Annotated in this window: 13 protein-coding genes; 8 read left to right on the top strand and 5 right to left on the bottom strand. The window is 44.4% G+C overall.

Going from position 1 to position 18,337, the window contains the following annotated elements; genetic code table 11:
- The first annotated feature begins 33 nt into the window (after positions 1–33).
- The 3 genes from WBG78_RS28840 (at position 34) to WBG78_RS28830 (ending at position 4,451) form a co-directional block, all read left to right on the top strand.
- Positions 34–2,193 (top strand): hypothetical protein, encoded by a 2,160-nt coding sequence (locus WBG78_RS28840; protein WP_337330006.1) that lies wholly within the window; start codon positions 34–36, stop codon positions 2,191–2,193.
- 298 nt (positions 2,194–2,491) lie between these two features.
- Complete coding sequence (locus WBG78_RS28835) at positions 2,492–3,586, top strand: sensor histidine kinase (RefSeq protein WP_337330005.1); 1,095 nt, start codon at positions 2,492–2,494, stop codon at positions 3,584–3,586.
- Positions 3,587–3,716: 130 nt separating this feature from the next.
- Positions 3,717–4,451, top strand: coding sequence for a LytR/AlgR family response regulator transcription factor (locus tag WBG78_RS28830; RefSeq protein ID WP_337330004.1), 735 nt, complete (start codon positions 3,717–3,719; stop codon positions 4,449–4,451).
- 66 nt (positions 4,452–4,517) lie between these two features.
- Here the strand turns inward: WBG78_RS28830 and WBG78_RS28825 are convergent, their stop codons facing one another.
- Together WBG78_RS28825 and WBG78_RS28820 are read right to left on the bottom strand one after the other, a co-directional pair.
- Positions 4,518–6,932 (bottom strand): TonB-dependent receptor, encoded by a 2,415-nt coding sequence (locus WBG78_RS28825; protein WP_337330003.1) that lies wholly within the window; start codon positions 6,930–6,932, stop codon positions 4,518–4,520.
- Between the two features lie 420 nt (positions 6,933–7,352).
- Positions 7,353–8,732 carry a vanadium-dependent haloperoxidase gene (locus tag WBG78_RS28820; protein ID WP_337330002.1) on the bottom strand — a complete coding sequence of 460 codons (1,380 nt, stop codon included), beginning with the start codon at positions 8,730–8,732 and terminating at the stop codon, positions 7,353–7,355.
- A 286-nt stretch (positions 8,733–9,018) separates the two neighbouring features.
- On the opposite strand from WBG78_RS28820, the gene WBG78_RS28815 reads away from it, so the two are divergent.
- The 3 genes from WBG78_RS28815 to WBG78_RS28805 all read left to right on the top strand — a co-directional run bounded on the left by WBG78_RS28815 (position 9,019) and on the right by WBG78_RS28805 (position 10,664).
- Positions 9,019–9,897 (top strand): DUF6929 family protein, encoded by an 879-nt coding sequence (locus WBG78_RS28815; protein ID WP_337330001.1) that lies wholly within the window; start codon positions 9,019–9,021, stop codon positions 9,895–9,897.
- Between the two features lie 247 nt (positions 9,898–10,144).
- The gene (locus WBG78_RS28810) at positions 10,145–10,504 is read left to right on the top strand and encodes a hypothetical protein (RefSeq protein ID WP_337330000.1); all 360 of its coding nucleotides are present in this window, start codon (positions 10,145–10,147) and stop codon (positions 10,502–10,504) included.
- The gene (locus WBG78_RS28805; protein WP_337329999.1) at positions 10,482–10,664 is read left to right on the top strand and encodes a hypothetical protein; all 183 of its coding nucleotides are present in this window, start codon (positions 10,482–10,484) and stop codon (positions 10,662–10,664) included. The genes WBG78_RS28810 and WBG78_RS28805 overlap by 23 nt, the downstream gene beginning before the upstream one ends.
- Before the next feature lie 31 nt (positions 10,665–10,695).
- Here WBG78_RS28805 and WBG78_RS28800 read toward each other — a convergent pair whose 3' ends face one another.
- On the bottom strand, positions 10,696–10,944 hold the full coding sequence (locus WBG78_RS28800; RefSeq protein WP_337329998.1) for a hypothetical protein: 249 nt from the start codon (positions 10,942–10,944) through the stop codon (positions 10,696–10,698).
- Between the two features lie 526 nt (positions 10,945–11,470).
- On the opposite strand from WBG78_RS28800, the gene WBG78_RS28795 reads away from it, so the two are divergent.
- Together WBG78_RS28795 and WBG78_RS28790 are read left to right on the top strand one after the other, a co-directional pair.
- Positions 11,471–12,013 (top strand): DUF4365 domain-containing protein, encoded by a 543-nt coding sequence (locus tag WBG78_RS28795; protein WP_337329997.1) that lies wholly within the window; start codon positions 11,471–11,473, stop codon positions 12,011–12,013.
- Positions 12,010–13,155 (top strand): hypothetical protein, encoded by a 1,146-nt coding sequence (locus WBG78_RS28790; RefSeq protein ID WP_337329996.1) that lies wholly within the window; start codon positions 12,010–12,012, stop codon positions 13,153–13,155. Before WBG78_RS28795 ends, WBG78_RS28790 begins: the two co-directional genes overlap by 4 nt.
- A 236-nt stretch (positions 13,156–13,391) precedes the next feature.
- Here the strand turns inward: WBG78_RS28790 and WBG78_RS28785 are convergent, their stop codons facing one another.
- Both WBG78_RS28785 and WBG78_RS28780 read right to left on the bottom strand, forming a co-directional pair.
- Positions 13,392–15,206: an NACHT domain-containing protein gene (locus WBG78_RS28785; protein WP_337329995.1), complete on the bottom strand. Its 1,815-nt coding sequence runs from the start codon at positions 15,204–15,206 to the stop codon at positions 13,392–13,394.
- A 159-nt stretch (positions 15,207–15,365) separates the two neighbouring features.
- Positions 15,366–18,335, bottom strand: coding sequence for a type I restriction endonuclease subunit R (locus WBG78_RS28780; protein ID WP_337329994.1), 2,970 nt, complete (start codon positions 18,333–18,335; stop codon positions 15,366–15,368).
- Between the last annotated feature and the right edge of the window lie 2 nt (positions 18,336–18,337).

Below are 18,337 nucleotides of genomic sequence, written 5' to 3'. Positions count from 1 at the left end.
ATTTCATAGAACATTCATTTAGACTTTAAGAATATGTCAGCATTCAATCAATTTCAGTTGTTTTCAGACTTAGTATCAACCAATGGTTGTGTAGCTTGTGTGTCGCGGATCCAAAATAGTATGGAAGTATTTTGGATAAACAAGAATGGTTCAGTTCATGGAGCTTATTGGTATGAAGGTGGTAACTGGGCTAATTATGAATTAGCTCCGGCAGGCAGTGCATCAACCAATGGCAGCATTTCCGTTGTATCCAGAATACCAAACAGCATGGAAGTATTTTGGATAGGGCAAAACGGCTCCGTGCAAGATGCTTTTTGGTATGAAGGAGGCAACTGGCAAAGGTTTGAATTAGCTCCGGCAGGCAGTGCATCAACCAATGGCAGCATTTCCGTTGTATCCAGAGTACCCAACAGCATGGAAGTATTCTGGATAGGGCAAAACGGCTCTGTGCAAGATGCTTTCTGGTATGAAGGAAGCAACTGGCAAAGATTTGAATTGGCACCTGCCGGAAGTGCATCAACCAACGGCAGCATTTCCGTTGTATCCAGAGTACCCAACAGTATGGAAGTATTTTGGATAGGTCCAAACGGGTCTGTGCAAGATGCTTTTTGGTATGAAGGCAGCAACTGGCAAAGATTTGAACTGGCACCTGGTGGCAGTGCATCTACCAGCGGTAGCATTTCCGTTGTATCCAGAATACCAAACAGCATGGAAGTATTTTGGATAGGTCATAACGGATCTGTGCAGGATGCTTTTTGGTATGAAGGGGGCAACTGGCAAAGATTTGAATTGGCACCTGGTGGCAGTGCATCAACGAACGGCAGCATTTCCGTTGTATCCAGAATACCCAGCAGCATGGAAGTGTTTTGGATAGGACCTAACGGCTCTGTGCAAGATGCTTTCTGGTATGAAGGCGGTAACTGGCAAAGATATGAACTGGCACCTCCCGGAAGTGCATCTGTCGATGGTGCCATATCATCTGTTTCAAGAATTGCCAACAGCATGGAACTTTGGTTTATTGGACGAAACAGCAGTATTCAAGATGCCTATTGGTATGAGAATTCAAAAGTAGTATTACGTCAAAATATTGTAACCGGTGGTATTGATGCATTTGGTGGGTGGGTTGAAGTGTCCATTAACCGAGACGGTAATGTTCGTTTTAAAGGACACGTACATGATAGTGGCTTTGAGGATTATGATTTTAATATCAGAACAATAGTACACGGCGATAGTCCTATAGTTTTAGTAATGCAGAAGTCAGGAAGTGTAGAAGGAACAGAATCTGAACTAAATCCATTTGGAGATTCTGCCAGGCGTGATTTTGACTGGGATGAGACCTCGTTCAACCCAAACGTCGCCGCTACCTTTGACGCTTTGATTAAGAACATTAAGATGGATGTTTACCATGCTAACGAGGGCAGTATCTCCGGAACACTTGAAGACATTGCAAACTTTGCGATACGATGGATTGGAGGAGCAGTTTTGGTTAACCCAATAACCGGCTTAATAATTTTTGTAGGTGTTGAACTTGGATCAGTTGCTACGGGGGCGGGATTTGTAGGAGGTGCCAGAGTAATTGGAAGTATTTTATGGTTTGCAGGTCCGTGGGGTACGTTGTATGCGATAGCGGCAGAAGGAATAGTCGCCTTGGGAGAACATGAAAGGGAGTTGACCGATTATGAATACAACTTTGCTAATTCAAATGTGTTTAAGGGAACACTACCTTCCAAGAGCAAGATAGTGCTGACAGACACCATCGGGGGAAATAACAGGCCATTTACTATGCCAAGGTTTGACGGGAAAATTACAGTCAATATGGGTGAGGACGGCTTTCGAGACCCAATCAATTACCATGTTGGTTGGGTTACTCAAAGCGGAGATATAATAGAAAAGGGACAAGTATTCATTCATGAGCTTACTCATGCCTGGCAAATTGAAAATACTAATTGGGATGTTTCTCTGATGGCGAGCGCATTAGCGAGCAAAATCTGTGAGGCAGGTGGCGGAGACCCATACAATTTTGGCGCAGATACTCATAAGCCGTTTGGCGATTTTAACTTAGAGCAGCAATCCAATATTGTAGATACATGGTTTGCAAAATGCGGGAACGATGCTGCAGGAAATATTATTGATGACATAGCGAGTCCGTTGTACCATTATATAGAAGGTAATATTCGTGTTGGGCAAACGTGAAAGCCCTCATTGAAGAGATAAAATGTTGGCTGATCTTTTCACATTCATGTTCGGGGACGGTCTTTTCAGGCCTAGTCCCCGGCATGAAGTGTGAGACGAGCTGATCATTTTGCTCGATATCGATCGACAATCGGTGCTACAGACAGAGGATCCCTCCGGGATCAAATACATTTCTTTCTACAGCGATGATCCCTCCAGGATCTGAATGCAATTTGCTGCTAATAATGTCGTCGGCCTGTTCGTAATCCACCAGTATTTTCGCGATATTCAAGTAGCACTCCAAGGAGCTTTTACTTTTATGGTACTAAAGGAATTTAACTGGTCGAGGCCTGCGCCGAGAATTGGATTGCACGTTCTGTTCTGGGCGGTGATCGTTTTCTATTTTGCCTGGGGATTTGGTTTTACAACAAGGGGTCCAAAGGTGGCCTTTATTAATGCGTTGCTTTTTTTACCAGGTCATATGATCATGGCCTATACCTTACTCTATTTTCTTGTTCCAAAATATCTGTTGCAAAACAAACTCTGGCATTTCTTCTTCGGCTTCGTAGGACTCGTGCTGGTTTGTGCTACGTATGCTTCGCTAACGCAGATTTCGATCAGTGCGCAAGCCAGATATGCGGGAGTGTCTATTTCGGGAGGGAGAAATGTTCTGCCCTTTATTCATGTTGGGGGAATTGCAGCGTCAGTTAAACTGCTCAAGTATTGGTATCTGCAACGTAAGCGCACCCGGGAAGCGGAACAACAAAGGACTATTGCAGAGTTAAAGTTATTGAAGGCGCAACTTCATCCGCACTTTTTGTTCAATACGCTTAACAATCTGTATTCTCATACCCTGGAGTTTTCGCCAAAGTCGCCGGAGATTGTTCTGAAATTGTCGGCCCTGCTTCGCTTTATGATTTATGAAAGCAATGCTTCTAATATACCTTTATCGAAGGAGATCGAATTATTGAAAGATTACATATCCCTCGAGCAATTGCGATATGGCGACAGGCTCGAAATGTCGATCACCGTTACCGGCGACATCGAACGATACCAGATTGCTCCGCTATTGTTACTGCCTTTCCTGGAAAATGCTTTTAAGCATGGGACTAGTAAGCAAATCGATCAATGCTGGATCAGTTTTAATTTATGTGTGGAGAATGGGCTGATGACTTTCAAACTACTTAACAGCATTGATCCCACTGTTGGGGCGGATAATTTGAAACATGCAGGCATCGGGCTGGGCAATGTGAAGCAGCGACTCGAGTTGCTGTATAAAGACAAGTATCAGTTCGAGACGGTGAGGATGGAAGAAGTATTTGTGGTAAATCTTGTTTTACCGCTCGACGAACTGAAAGTACAGGAGGAGCCAAAGCCTGAATTAAGTAACGCCATCAACTATGCGATTAAGTAGCCACGAGCTATTCGCCTAAGTAAAGCATGAGCGGTGCGATTGAGTAAAGTACGAACGGCGCGATTGAGTAACGCAACGGATATGCGATTAACTTAAGCTGGGCTATACGATTATGATAAAATAACCCACTATGCGGTGCAAATGTATAATTGTTGACGATGAGCCGCCGGCCGTTAAGATTCTTGAAAATTATATTCGTGCTGTATCGCAACTCGAGGTCGTCAGGACATGCAAGAATGCTTTCGAGGCCATGGACGTTTTGAGCAGTCAAAAAGTGGATTTAATGTTCCTGGATATCCACATGCCAAAACTGATCGGAACTGACTTTGTAAGGACACTTTCACACAGACCCAAATCCATATTTACCACAGCCTATAAAGATTTTGCCATTGAAGCATTTGATCTGGATGCTATTGATTATTTGTTGAAGCCTATTTCATTTGAACGCTTTTTAAAAGCAGTAAATAAATTCAGTCATATTACAAGTGCCAACCTGGAAGTCGCTCAGGAAAATTCCACCTCCGGATTTGTTTATTTTCGATCTGATCGAAAAATGGTGAAGGTTTTCCTTGATGAGATACAATACGCCGAGAGCTTTAAGGATTATGTGGTAATCCATCGCGATCATGAACCGGAGCTTCGTATCAAGCAGACCCTTAATCATGTGGAAAACATGTTGCCGCGAAATTTGTTCTTTCGCATTCATCGTTCCTTCATCGTATCAGCCAAAAAAATAACGGCTTTCACGAAGAAGGATGTTGAAATCGGTAAGATCGAATTGCCTATTGGAAAAAGTTATACGGCGGAATTCAGGAAACTGGTGCCGGATGATCTCCACCTGCCCGGCGGCGTTGAGGAAAGATAATATTTTGGATTGATGTCGGACCCATCAGGCTAATTTTCGCTTGAGGAATGAGGGTGGCTGTCAAAATCAGAAAGACACTTTGATCTCTGCACCGAAAGTGGTTTCGGTCGCGGGAGCGGCGACAAACTCGTAGTTGCCCTGGCCCAGAATATTATTGACATACAACCCAAAGTTCAGCCTGCGGGTAATTTGATAATTCCCATTAAAGCTAAGGTAAAAACCACCCAGCGGTCCATAGTTCCAGGACCTACCTACGCGTTGCCCTTCCACTACCGGTGACAAGAAGTAAGTTTCCTCAGGATTGGTTGACGCAGCTACGCTACGTCCTGAGAAGAAGTCGTATTTCTGAATCCAGCGTGCGAAGAGACTTCCATAGAACTTATTGTGCTTTACATTGAAAGCAGCGCTAATCTTGTTCTCCGGTGTATTGGGTGCTATATCCTGGCTGTTCACTATGCCATCCTTATTCGCATCGTTGTTTGCGTCCGATCGATCGATGATGTATTCAAAGAAGGAGTAGTTTAACGTGAGGCTATAGTGGTCGGTCAAATAATAGTTTAACCCGATATCAAGTCCGTACGTGTTTGCGCGTCCATAATTGATGTAGCTGGAAATGGGCGTTTTCGGTGGAACGAAATCTTCGATTGGCTGATCGCCCCTGTGTGTGATCGCCGGGCCTCCGATAGTTGTAATGCTGACGACCGGACTAATCAGGTTCGATGCCCAGTTATAATAAGCGTCGATATCCACGAAAAGTTTTCGCTTGTAGAAAATGTTTTTATACCCGACTTCAAGCGTTTGAAGCGTTTCAGGTTTGATGGGAGCTACTTTTGAACCGTCGGACCTTGTAAATCCTTCACTGTTACCGAGCGTAGTGCCGGTTGCTACCGGTAACTTAATATAGCTGTTGATCAAAGTCGGATTAGCGGAACCTTCTCCATACGTTAAACGCCAGGTACTTTCGTTTCGGGTATAGGTGATGCCGGCTTTGGGTACGAAATTGAAACCAAACAGGCTATGATCATCACCTCTTGCTGTCGCCAGTAGTTTAAGTCCTGTTTCTGCGATCGTATACATCACCTGCCCGTACACGCCTAACATATTGGATCGAACTGGTTCGCCAATGTACAGCGTGTTAGCTGATGCTGCCACTTCTCTTTGATACTGGCTTCCGGCGGTAACACTCCAGTTGCCCCAGTTATTGTTGTACTGAATTTCGCCATTCAACCGGTATGTGTCGTCTTCGAAAGTGGCAGCATATGGAGCGTTCAGTGAATTGTTGAATGCTTCGTCTGGCGTCTGACTCTTAAGCAACTGATAATAGTTAGTTGTTCGTATCACTGTGTTAGTGGAAGTGCCCAGGTTAATCCAGGTCTTATAGAATTGCACGAACCAGTGGGGAGATTTATACGTAGCCTGAAGGCTTGCGTTGTACCAATCGACCAGGTTGTTCCTGTTTCCAACGCTGATACTATTGTTTCTTGTGAACGTGTAGTTGATACCCAATTCGCTCTTCTCTGTTGGTTTATAATACACGCCTGCAAGTCCTTTGAGGAACAAGAGATCTCTGTCCAGTCCTACTTCGGGGTAGCCCCGTAATACTGTGGGTGGTGTGCCTGTTAGAATGTAAACAGAATCTGTGTAGTCCTCTTCTTCGACGCCGGAGAGATACTCGAACGTAACTTTGTATGCCCACTTGCTGCTCAACTTCCGGGCGTGTCTCAGCCTCACGTTCAATAATTCATTTGATCCCGCGCCAACAACAACATCGGTTCCGGGACGATCAAATGGAGATTTGGAAATGGTATTGAACAGGCCATTCAAACAATTGGGACCATAGAGTGCTGAGGACGGACCCAGTACCAGTTCGACGCGTTCGATATCTTCTTTGACATAGGGACTCATGGGGCCTACCGGAGTGCGGATGCGAACATTTGCTATCCGGTTGTCATCCAACAAAAGCATCTTCTGATTAAATGCGTTATTGAAACCCCTGACATTCATGCTCGCCATGAAGTTGCCTATTCTGGTAAAGTCCACTCCCTTTTGTAAGGCGAACAATTCGTCCGGGCTGCCAGTAAACTTTTCAAACTGACGGCCATCAATCAAGTCAATTGCAGCGGGCGCTTCCGTTATTTTTTCTGGTATTCTTGAACCCGACACAACGAACTCATCCATAATCCGGGGAGCAGAAATCAAATGAATTTCACCCATGTCAGTCAACTCAGGTCCGATGGAAAAGTTGAGGGTTAAAGTTTGATATCCGATTGAGGAAATATGAACGGTATATGATCCATTCTCCAGTTTAACAAAAAAATAGCCGTCGAGGTTGGTGCTTGTTCCTTTGTTCAACGGTTTTACGAGCACGCTTGCATAGGGAAGGGGAAGCCCCTGTTCATCCAGGACGCGGCCCTTTAAACCGGTTTCGCCATGACATATTTCAAGCGAAATCAAAACAAATAAAAAGCTAAGCGGTTTCATAGGCAGAGGTATCAAATTGAGCTAACGTGTACTTCTACTCTCTCACATCCGGGGCTAGTTAATTTACTAAACTTTGAGTTCAATTGTGTTAAGACGTTTGGTCGAAAACACGCAGCGCTTGCCTGAACCCGTCGGGGCATACAATATTTTCTATCGCTCCTCCGGCGACCTGTTACCTGAATCACAGATGCTGTGTGACGACAACTTCCTGATGCACTATTAATGTAGGTTTGAATATGCCTCACTTTACGTGCGCCTTACAAAGAGCTGGTGAGCGTCGACGAAAGACGATTGAAGGTCGACCAACGGAAAACGTACGCACTCTCATTCATTACAAGGGCCAGGAAAAAAATCCGGCCAGACTTGCCGGCCGGATTAGATGATGACAATCGTTAAGTATGCACAATCGTTATGTCTGCATTAGAATGGGAGCAATCTTTCTCTCAGGCTCTTTTCAAAAACGTATCTCGCAACCTTCTTCCCTTGTTTCTCTCCTTCCACGCATGAGTTTCGAAAATGAGAGCCGATGTAAATCCTTGACAAGGCAGCTTCGTGCATCGCCACTGAGAAGCTCGTATAACTTCTCACCAACCCCGGAGTATCGAATGGATTTGTAAGGGTAAACGGTATGTTGTCTTTTCCGAAGAAACGTTTCAAAATTTCACCGCTTGAACCCAGGGCCGCGGCAGGCGTGGATACATGATCGGGTGTTGGCGGTGGATCAAACTTCGGAGTCCATGTTGCGTCTCCTGCTGTGCTATCATTTCCGTCGGAGTTGCCTGCCCGTATGGCTGTTACCGGTAGCCAGTATTTGTAAAAATATTTAGCCTCAAACGAAGTAAGGTTTGCATCAAACTGCGCTATGTGGATCAGTGCCTGCAACCTTGCTGCCTCCCAGCCATTCAACTTTTTGTCAATGGATAGGGCACGTGCAAGTCTGTTCATGAGTCCGGAAGGATTCTCTTTCCAGAAGGCACCGATCTCAGTTTGCTCCGGTGTTCTGTCCGGACAAACAGTACAACCCAATTTTTTCACTTCGTTGTAGTCGTTTGTATACTGCGACGAATTGATAACGTAAGGTGCGTTTGGTCTGAACTGATCGTCGGATGCAATTGAGAAAGGGGCAAAACCCGACAGTGGAATGTGCGTGGCATTCGCGGGCCAGACGGGAGGTCTGGCAACCGAATACGGCGAGTAGTTTGCCTGATGCATGCCAGGCTCTGTTCCGTGCGACCAGGTGACGAATCCGAACAGCGGATCATTCTTTCGCTTTAGCAACACAGCGGAAGCAGCTTCTTTTCCGAGGGCAATGCCTTTTTCCTTCAACTGTGAATCTTCAATCGCAGAAAGGCAGGTAGCCAGAAGGTTGTCGGCGTTCGTCGTTGACGCAGGGAACAATGCTACCAATACATCATGTGCAGATTGGGAAACGGCCGCATCGGCAATTTGGGATATGTTGCTCTTAGAAATTTCATTTGCCTGCGCGTGCGTGAAGGCCAGCGCGTACGTTTCATATTGGGGAATGATATTGTTTAAGGCATCGTGGATCGCGACGGTGACCATAGCATAAAGTCTTGCCTGGGCAGATTGACCCATTTTATTGTCGACCGCTGTGCCCAGGGCCTCATCCCACTTGAGAACAATGTCAGGTCGATAAGATTTGATGATGGCCTGGTAGTGAAGTTTTTTAAGCGCGAGCTCTCCGGGTGATTCTCCATTTGGTCCCGAGCCGTCGGGTTCGCAGGCACTAGCAGCGAGCATGGCTGCGAGTGCAACGATAATTTTGAAAGGTGTTTTCATAGTGTTTTTTGAGTGAAGGTGGGGTATTAGGAGGCGCTGATTTTTTAGTAAAGGCAATGGGATTTTTCACAACGATGAATGCGTGGTTTTGGCAGACGAACGAAAAGGAGGGAATGGGGAAATTGTGCGAGCCTATGCCAGCAAAAGTGCGGGCACAACCTATGGAACGGAGACGGGATTTGTGGTGGACAGCTGCACGGCGAGCCAAACAATCGGAAGATGGGATTTGCTATCCGGTGTGTGACGGATTAGTTTTATTGACGACCTTGATCCTGAATATTGTACGATGAACCCAACCGTTCAACTATTGCGACTATTGCTGCTCGCGGATTTTCCATCCGGTTCGTCAGTGAACTTCATTGCGGAACAGCTTTACCTTGTTGGAGACGACGCTACGCATATTTTGGTACTTGATCTTCAATACAATCAACGGGACTCTATTCATCTGTTCGACAATTCATCCAAGAGAATACCCAAGCATGAAAAGTCGGACTACGAGGCGTCTACCTTACTCAACAGCGATACCCTTTTGATTCTGGGCTCGAGCTCTACCACTAAAAGAGAACAGGTCGCTATCATTCCCCTGCGAGACCCGGCATCCAGGAGCACGCACAATACGGGAGATTTCATCAACCGGATCAAAGCCTCCGGCATCAGCGAGATCAATATTGAAGGTGTGACTTTGATCGGCGATGATTTTGTTTTGGCAAACAGAGGAAACAATTCAAATCCCCATAATCATCTCATCATTTCTTCTAATGCGTTCTGGAAAAATCAGCGAACGGCTGCGATCAGCGTGCGCCCGATTACTATTCCATCTACGATTAAGAATTTCATTGGCGTTTCCGGGCTTCAGTATGTATCGTCAAATGATGTGTTGCTGCTCACACTCTCGAGCGAGAACACCAGCAATGCGTTTGATGACGGGAGCATCGGAAATAGCTATTTGGGGTGGATTAAGAATGTGTCATCGAAGATGAAGCTAAATACGTTGGCGCTGGACGGTTTGATTGATCTTTCGCGTGCGGGTCAGGAGTTGAGCAATCAGAAAATCGAGGGATTGTGTGTGGAGTCGCGGGATGGAGATGCGTATGTGGTTCATCTCATTTCCGATAATGATCGGGGTCAAACGATGTTGTTTAAAGTGAAGGTGGTTGTGCCGTAGTGGTGCACTGGGAACGCGCGGCGTTGTGGCGATTTAGCTGCGGGAGTGGCCACTGTTACGAAGGTGAGGAAGGTCGAAGCACCTGGAAGGAGTGTGATTGTTGACGCGTTGGAAGGCGGTGTCGCGGATTGAGGCAAGTTCGGAGGGGCTTTTATTGGCTGTGCAGATTGCCTCGAGGCGGTGAGAAACTTCCATTGGCAATTCGATTGCAAAGTTCCTCAAGTATAAGTCTTTCCGGGAGCTGGAATTGAGTCTGAAGGTTGTCACGCCACAGGTGCAGGCGTTGAGTATGATCGGCAGCTACTTTGGCTATGTTTGCGCGGATCTTTCCAAGCCCACACTGCTGCGATTACCCGCACAGATTTATGAAAGCGCCGGCAAGGTGTGGATTGAGCTTCAGGATGTCGGTGTTACATTTAGGGGAGAGCTCACGCTGCAGGGAGGGGTCATGTTTGTTCAGATGACGTCGGAGGACCGGACGATGCTGTTTTCATGTTTACAGGATCGGAAAGCGACATGGCGCAGGGGTATTACAGGGTGTTTATTCAGCCGTGTCGCCTGCGTTTCAACCTATCGGAGGAAGAGTGATATTGGTGAGACAGGATGACGATGGCAAGAAATTGAAGAATGAGGCAATCGGTATGGAGAAGATGAAGGAATCGAAGTTGAATGGGGATAGGATACTGGCGAAGTATTTTTGGAAGTGCGACAATAATGGAGTGGAGGCAGGGGAGGCGGTGAGTTTTGGGTTTGAGGATTTGGAGTAGGTGTTAGCCTACGAGGTGAGAATCCAAATGCTTATATAGGAGCTGGAGCCGTTGTAGCACCCGTCATTGTGACCGTTTCAGTCGGATTTTGCCATTTATAATCATAGGAAGGATTGAGGAAGTTCTTCGGAGTCACTTCTTCTCCTACTATATTCAAGTTCTTGTCAATAACGCCATTTACCCTTTGCATTTTATTGGCTTCATCACGATAGGAGTACATAATTGCGAGTGAATCATTATCAGAATACACTTCATCGAAAGCCCCAAGCTCTATCTGCACGTCGCGAGCAATTTTTTCGGCGTTTGTTAGAGCCTTCTTTTCTTTTTCCTCCGCTTTCTGGAACGATAAAAGGGTAAAGCAGCGGAAGAACCTATAATGATTACTCGTTTCATTAGAGTAGGGTTAACATTAACTAAGCCACGAATTCAGATGTGAGGTCCTAGCTCCATGAGCGGAGGTATTTTATTGATTCGGTGGCGGATTGAGGGGAGTAGGATTCTATCTCCGCGCATTGAAGACCAGGTAAAGTGAGATGGTTTGTGATCTGCAATCTCTTAAGCGGCTAAGTGTATTGTGAATTCGCAACCCTTTCCATACCCTGTTGAGCGTAGTCAATAAGCATGGTTAGAATATTTTCCAAGGACTAGACATAAGAATTTACAACCACACGGTATTGTACGAGATCCCCGTTAATCCCAAATGATGCTGCTAAGAACGAATGTCACGCAGGGTATAACGAAGAGAGCTACTATAATCTCCTAATCTTTTACTTTTAGTATATTCAAATTAACAATCTCAAAAAAGAATGCATCCGTTAACTTTAAATGATATTCAAAGTGAATTGAGTTACGCGTATCTTCACGCTGTCGCGTCACATGCCAGGGCCGGTTGTCAGATGGCTCCGCGTACTCTAGACGCGAACGGAATCGATGCGACGGTGACAAGTTGGGGACCGTTCTCAAGTGGAGGCATTTTAAAAGAGGTGGATGTAAAAATCCAACTGAAGGCCACTTCTGTGGAACCAGCACAAACTCTGACCCATTTTTCATTCTTCGTTAGCGGGAAAAAGCAGTATGATGACCTTCGACAGAATTCAATTGCAGTGCATCGCCTGCTAGTTGTTTTATTTTTGCCTCCTAGTCATCCAGATTGGCTCAATATTAGCGAAAATGAATTATTATTGAAAAAATGCGCGTATTGGGTTAGCCTAAGGGGAGCTCCTGCAAGTACGAACGAAAGTGGACAGACAGTGTATGTCCCGAAAGTGCAGGTGTTTAATTCTGTGAATGTGATGGATTTATTCAGTAAGATTAGTGCAGGTGAAACTTTAGACTATGTGGCTCCATGAACAATAGCTTGACTCACAATGAACTAAAAAAAATTGGGCCAACGGACCTACGTGATTTTGCAAAACATTTAGGATGGATTCAAAACGTTGCTGGGTTGGACAGAGGCCTGTATGTGCTGGAAAATCAGGGTTTGGCACAGCGTCAACTCGTTTTTCCAGTTAATTCCGAAGCACCGGATTATTTCGATGCTGTCGACATCGTTCTGCAAAAACTGTCCGAGATCCAAGGTAAACCTGTTAATTTCTTGTTGTCCGCTTTGGCGGAATTGAACGAGGATGTAATAGGTTTTCGCATAGTTGATTTACGAAATGAAGAAGCTTATATTCCTCTATCATATGCTGTGTCTGCCCTCAACGGAGCAAGGGAAACCTTACTTTCAGGCGCTTGCACAGTTTTAAAGCCACAAGTTCACCATCCAAGGCTCAACCGATCAGAAGCACAGCAGTTAATTGAGAAGACAAAATTCAGGCATACAGAGAAAGGTAGTTTCGTAATAAAAGTGTCTTCTCCAATCCGTGCAGTTGAGATTCCTGGCGTATTATATGACGAACAAATTCCATTTGTTCGTCAAACGACGTTGGCTATACATGAAGGTTTGTCCAAGCTTGTAACAGCAATTCAGCGCGATAATTTGATCACGCTAATTGATGAGCAAAAACGTGACCCAACCCCTGTTCTTTCAAGTAACATTTGCAAAGCTATTACACAGTTTCAGGAGGAGCACGATGACTTTGACCTCTTCGTGAATTTCAAATTGGCGAGCACTTATTCAACTGTCAATAATAATCTTTTAAATACAATAAAAATCCAAAAAGATTACTTTGGTCGAATTGACGAAGTACGTAGAGAGCTAAAGGCGATCGAAGAACAGAATGAAGATGAGACCTTTATGGCGACCGTTGAGGACCTTCTCGGCGACATTGGGAATGACGGTCGCCGAGCGGGCTCCGTTACACTAAACATCTATCGCGATGACGAGGTAATTCGATCTCGCGTAATGCTTGGGCCTGACGACTACGTAAAGGCAGATGAATCTCATATGACCCCCAACTCATACATTAGGGTAAAGGGAAAGTTGCTATCAGGAAACCAGCCTCGAAACCTTGTTGACATTTCTCTTTTTGAACTTCTATTGCCTTAGCTGCCATGCCGCTAGATTCGGCAATTCCGTGTCACCGTCGGGGAGCTAATTAAAAGTGATTTTTGAGGTTTATAGATTAGTTGCCTTTTCCTTACGCAATCGTAAGGTTCTCACTCCGCAACTAATTCGGTGTGATGAGTTCAGGATTCATCTAATGTGGTCTACGAAAGTGCTCATCCAATGAGTTGACACAATGCCGACGCGAGGGTTTGCGGCGTGCTTAAGTAATTTGTTGCCTAGTTGCTAGTGAAATAGATAAAGTTTTGTCTACAATAAAGTGTATCTGGTAGCATTATGCCCCATCTCGTGCTTATTCCTTTTCGACTCAATTCAAGTATTTTTGAACTTGAGGTGGAATCAACAATTTTTACGACACTATACAACTTTAGTATTTCGTCACTTGCATTCCGCTTGTAAATTGTATTGATGAAAGTTTCGAATTCTTTTACGAGGTCATCAATTACGAATAAGCTCAATTGTGATTTTTGGAAATTGGAAAATACGTACTTTGAGTACAGGCAGATAGCCATAAAACCAACTTTTGAGTTCCTATTGAACTCAGGTTTTTCCAACAACACTCTATTAATGAAAGACCTAATAAAGTGAAATGAGAACTTGATATCCAAAATGGATGCAATGAACTCGGAAAAATATTCACTTGGATTCGAGGAGATCGCAATTGCTATTGCCATTTCGTTCGGCAACCTTTCAATCAAAGCCTTCTGTATTGGAATGGAGGGTAGTTTAACAATGTAATCGGCAGTTAGATACTCTTGCAATGACTTGTGGGCAAATTCATATGTCTCATACGTCGATTCAATAAATAGGCCGGTGTGCGATTCAATTTCATTGGCAACACTCCGCTCCTCAGTAACAGACAGGTCAAAATCATGGCATATCTTTTTATAAATGTTTTCAAGATCAATTTTTGTGAAAGTTGTCTGTTGTGTTTTGACTGTGAGATGATAAGCAAGGGCTGATAGAAATTCAAGCTTCCTATCAACCTCGAAAGAAGAGTATTGTGATACTCTTTTTATGTTTCGTTGCTCGTCCCACTCTTCAAGTAGTAGGGTAATTATTTTTTTATATACTGTTTTGGGCTTGTCTGGAATCTTTCCGACGCGCTCGTAAATGGCGCACAAGTGAGCGATGGTTAGTGGACGGATGGTGGTGTCGTGGAATGGAGATTTACGCACGGCCTCCAAGAACCGGTTTGCTCGATCGTCATCCCGCAACCATTTCAATGCGAAAAGACTAATTTGCGAGTCGGTCAATGGGCAAATTTCGTATGGAGATATGTTTTCAAGGCTATACGCATAATCAGCAGTTCTTGATGTGACAATTATCCGTGATTTTTCAATTTGATTGGCGAGTTTTCCGAGTTCTCCTATAATAGTATTTCGGTCTTTTTTGAATACGACTTCATCAAATCCTTCGATTATAATGAGACAGGGAATGCGGTTAAAGGTGTCAACTACTAGCCTTTCCTTAATCTGATGGATAGCATCTGAATTTAGCCTATCGCTGTCAGCAATGTTCAACCCTAATATTGAAAAAAAATCATCGATCAAAATTGCCTTCGTATCCGCGTTTCTTGGATTACTGTTAACATCTCTCAACTTAATTAAAATCGGAAAATGAAACTCAGCTGGGTAAAATGTTTCATCGAGTAAAACCGAACGGCAAAAATGCTTCATCGACGTGGTCTTGCCTGCGCCCGGTTGTCCCAATATCGCAACGTGTTTTGGTGCATGCTGGAAGATGTTTCTTATCGGAATTTGACCGATTTCTTCGTTTTCAGTAATACGATTTCGCCTTGGGAACAGGTAGAAGTCTAAATCAATATAAATTTCTTGAATGTTTTTGGCCGCTCTAAGGTCCTTGAAAGTTATTTCTCCAGCCCAGTTTTTTACTTCGGTTACGTGATTAAACAGCGCAACTTCAATATCGTTTCCAGACGATATTAGTTTTGAGCCAATTTTTTTCACCTGGTTAAGGGCCAATGCAAGTATAGTTTTTGCGCCCTCTTTTATTAGCAATTCCTTTATCATAGTGTAGCGCATGCATCGCATGCCGGTATGTCAACTGCTGATTCGTTGTATTTGCGATTGAGTGCTTTTTGAAATGTTGATGTTTTTTTTGCCATCCTGAAAGCATCGGAGTTGGTTTGTGGTAGCTATTCCGAACTCAAACCCTTTTTGCTACCATGATTAATAGTATTCTTTGATATATCCGTAGGCTCTTTCAAAAAGGTGCTGGTCCTTATGTAGTTTATACTTTAGCAAGGTTTTCCGAAGGGACTGCTGCACTTCACGTTCGCCCGATACAGTGCTTTGCCACCCAGGAAAGCGAACAATTTTAACAATTTCATCTATATCGTTGACAATTCGCTCAACAACTGATGGAGTTTGTTCCGTCTTGGCTTCAAGGAATATTTCTGTAAGGGCAGCTTTTGCAGACTTTTGTTCTGAACGAGTCAAGGCGTCTTTCTCCGCTTGTACAACGTCCTTTGCTAGTTTACATAACTCTTTAACAAAATCAATGCTCGAGAGTAGACCAAGCTCAGCCCGATTGCGCAAATCTTCAAGACGCTCTCCAAGGGCTTTGAATACCGGATCACCAGTGCGTTTCTTGAAACGCTTGACTAGTTCTTTCTCAAGTTTCTTGATCTTCTTGTCATTGGGGTTGTTGAAGATGTCGTCGATCACATCAGCATCAAGAACGAATTCTTCGAGGTTGTCGTGAATGCCTTGCACTTTAATGTTTTCGTGAATGAGTTTTGTTGTTTGTGGGCCAAGTGCGTGCCATAAGAGTTTGCCCACGTTGTCAACTGGAGGACGAACGGACTGATACACACCAGTTAACCATCGGTAATCCTGCAGAAACGTATCTAGAATTCTATCGGGCGATAATGACTCCCACAGCTTTGACAGGAATGTGTAGTCCTTAGCAAAGGCGTCCCGCCTTTCGTCTGTGTTAATTCGGTTCTGGGCGGCTTCTAGCCCTTCAAATCCTTCAATGGTTCTGTCGATACCTTCGAAGTGTTTTAAACAATCAGCCACGGCAAGAGGTAGCTCAATCGAGAGTTCCTTTAAATTCGTTATTACCTTGGTTACACCAGCATCATCAAACTGAAGCGCTTCAGCGGCATCATCGAATATTCCAAAGTAGTCAACGATGCGTCCGAATGTTTTGCTTGGATAAAGGCGGTTGGTACGGCATATTGCTTGTAACAACGTATGATCCTTCAAAGACTTATCGAGGTACATGGTTTGAAGGATGGGGGCATCGAAACCGGTTAATAGTTTCGCGGTAACGATCAGGAACTTTAACGGTGATATTTTGTCGTTGTATTGCTCAACTACTTTTTCTAGCTGGTCTTTATCTAACGCCCACTTTTGCTTAAAGTCAAAGCCATCATTCGCAGTGGTTGAGATTACCACTTTGCTCGCTTCTTCGCCCAATAATTTATCGAGTTCTTCTTTATATTGAATACACGCATAACGATCCGGTGTTACAATCATGGCCTTGAATCCATGTGGCTCCACATTTTCTTGAAAATGACTTTCAATGTCTTTTACGATGGTCTGGACACGTTCGGGAGATTTAAGGAATGCAGCCATCTTTGCAGCTCTTCGGCTTAGCGCATCGGCTTGCTCATCGGAGAGCCCTGCGTCCTCTGATAATTCTTTGAATAACTTGTCGATGGTTTCTTTGTCGACATGTATATCAACAAGGCGTGGTTCAAAGTGTAATGGCAATGTGGCTTTATCGCGAATGGACTGCTGGAAGGTATAGCGAGACATATAGCCACCATCGTCCTCATCAGATCCAAAAGCCCAGAATGTATTTTTGTCTGCCTTATTGATAGGCGTTCCTGTTAAACCGAATAAGAACGCATTCGGTAACGCGGCACGCATTTGCCTTCCAAGATCACCTTCCTGCGTGCGATGAGCTTCGTCTACCATCACTATAATATTTCCGCGTGTGTTCATGTCTGGCTTGGCATCACGGAATTTGTGAATTGTTGTAATGATAATTTTCCGGGTATCCTTTTCCAATAGATCATGAAGTTCACTGATGCTATCCGTGGCTACCACATTAGATACTTCGGCTGCATTGAAAGTACCTGTGATTTGCGTGTCAAGATCAGTCCGGTCTACGAGGATTATTACCGTAGGACTTTTCAACTCCTGTAGCTTGCGTAGTTTTTGCGCAGCATATACCATCAGCAGAGATTTACCTGATCCCTGGAAATGCCAGATCAAGCCCTTTTTTATTCTACCTTCTTTCACGCGATCAACGATCATGTTGGCACCTTCATATTGCTGAAAGCGACAAATGATCTTGATGCGTTGCTTACGCTTGTTACTGGTGAATAGTGTGAAGTTCTGAAGTATATCCAAAACCCTTTTGGGATGAAGGAGATCACTTAGTTCTTTACCAACTTCTCCCAAACCAATGGCTTTGGCGAGGGTATCATCTTCATCCGTTAGGCGCCACGGTGCCCAGTGTTCCAGAGGAGATCGAACGCTCCCGTAAAAAAGCTCCTTACCCTCGGTGGCAAATGAAAAGACATTAGGAACAAAAAGCTGTGGCACTGCATCCTCATATATGTCTCTTATTTCATGAGCACCGTCGAGCCAGGATATGGAAGGACGTATTGGTGTTTTTGCTTCCCCCAGCACAACCGGAATTCCATTGATCAGCAGCGCAATGTCGGGAATCTTTGTTTCGCGGTTGTGAATGCGGAACTGGTTGGTGATGACGTAGGTGTTATTTTCCGGCCGCTCAAAATCAATTAAGTAAATCGGTACATGGTGATTGTTCTCACCGAACGGCATGGTCTTTTCGCCTGTCATCCATTTGTGAAACTCTTCATTCGCGCGCACCAAACCGGTTTGAGCTACAGAAATGAGAATAGCCCTTAGTTTATAAATGACTTCATCTGCGCGTTCTTGCTGTTCCTGAATCGATGGGTTGATTCTGATCAGCGCTTTACGTAATTCCTCCTCTTCGATAACTTCGTTGATGCCACGCTTGATTCTATCGGCTGGCTTGTATTGCCATTGATAAGAATAGGGTACCTTCTCTTCCTCCCAATTCCCGGAATTCAGGTTGACACCGCTCAACTGGTGAACGATGTAGTATTCTACGCTATTGAGTTCATTGAAGCCCATTG

The organism is Chryseolinea sp. T2, assembly GCF_037203685.1.
Lineage (GTDB): Bacteria > Bacteroidota > Bacteroidia > Cytophagales > Cyclobacteriaceae > Chryseolinea.
The sequence above is the reverse complement of the archived record's forward strand: the minus strand, read 5'-3'. Positions and strand labels throughout refer to the sequence as shown.

Bases quoted from the DNA above. Each gene is read 5' to 3' on its own strand.
- WBG78_RS28835 (WP_337330005.1), top strand. From the start codon at position 2,492: ATGGTACTAAAGGAATTTAACTGGTCGAGGCCTGCGCCGAGAATTGGA.
- WBG78_RS28825 (WP_337330003.1), bottom strand. From the start codon at position 6,932: ATGAAACCGCTTAGCTTTTTATTTGTTTTGATTTCGCTTGAAATATGT.
- WBG78_RS28795 (WP_337329997.1), top strand. From the start codon at position 11,471: ATGCATCCGTTAACTTTAAATGATATTCAAAGTGAATTGAGTTACGCG.
- WBG78_RS28830 (WP_337330004.1), top strand. From the start codon at position 3,717: ATGCGGTGCAAATGTATAATTGTTGACGATGAGCCGCCGGCCGTTAAG.
- WBG78_RS28780 (WP_337329994.1), bottom strand. From the start codon at position 18,335: ATGGGCTTCAATGAACTCAATAGCGTAGAATACTACATCGTTCACCAG.
- WBG78_RS28815 (WP_337330001.1), top strand. From the start codon at position 9,019: ATGAACCCAACCGTTCAACTATTGCGACTATTGCTGCTCGCGGATTTT.
- WBG78_RS28840 (WP_337330006.1), top strand. From the start codon at position 34: ATGTCAGCATTCAATCAATTTCAGTTGTTTTCAGACTTAGTATCAACC.
- WBG78_RS28790 (WP_337329996.1), top strand. From the start codon at position 12,010: ATGAACAATAGCTTGACTCACAATGAACTAAAAAAAATTGGGCCAACG.
- WBG78_RS28820 (WP_337330002.1), bottom strand. From the start codon at position 8,732: ATGAAAACACCTTTCAAAATTATCGTTGCACTCGCAGCCATGCTCGCT.
- WBG78_RS28785 (WP_337329995.1), bottom strand. From the start codon at position 15,206: ATGATAAAGGAATTGCTAATAAAAGAGGGCGCAAAAACTATACTTGCA.